Here is a 618-nt window from a genome sequence, read left to right on the forward strand (position 1 = left end):
CCGGACCTCGCGCAGGTCCAGCGCCCGGCGCGCGCTGTTGGCCGTGCGCCGGTCGGCCAGCATCCGCCCCCGCAGGAAGGCGCCGGTGCCGAACAGCCGGATCTCCTTGGCCGCCTCCACGCTCGTGAGCAGGCCCTGGTAGAAGAACTCCCGCCGTTCGGCCGGCCCGATGTCCCAGACGGTGCGCGCCCGCCGCCGCGAGAGCGCGATCTCGGCGGCGAGCGTGGGGGCGCCGGCCACCAGCACCAGCGCGGTCATCAGCGGGCTGATCAGGAACAGGGAGCCGACGAACCCGGCGATGGTGAAGGCGGAGCGCAGGATGCCCAGCAGGCCGTCGACGGCCTGGGCGGCGGGCGGTGAGGCGACGTCCGTCTGCTGGGCCAGCCGCAGCCGGTCCAGGAAACGGGGGTTCTCGAACCGCCCCAGCCCCACGAATCCGTCCACGGCCCGGAACAACCGGTCCTGCGCGTACAGCCCGACCCTGCGGTCCAGTTCGGTGCGCAGGTACCGCACCAGGTGCGGGGTGACGCCCGCGACGAGGCCGGCCGTCACCAGCGCCAGGGCGGGCAGCAGCAGCTCCGGCCGGCCTCCGCCGGCGACGATCCCGTCGATGACCAG

Annotated in this window: 1 pseudogene; it reads right to left on the bottom strand. The window is 74.8% G+C overall.

Annotated features, from left to right (window positions below):
• Positions 1 to 618, bottom strand: a pseudogene (locus LE181_RS31940) (ABC transporter ATP-binding protein); the annotation flags it as partial.

Origin of the sequence: Streptomyces sichuanensis, assembly GCF_020328095.1 — a bacterium.
Taxonomy (GTDB): Bacteria; Actinomycetota; Actinomycetes; order Streptomycetales; family Streptomycetaceae; genus Streptomyces; species Streptomyces cinnamoneus.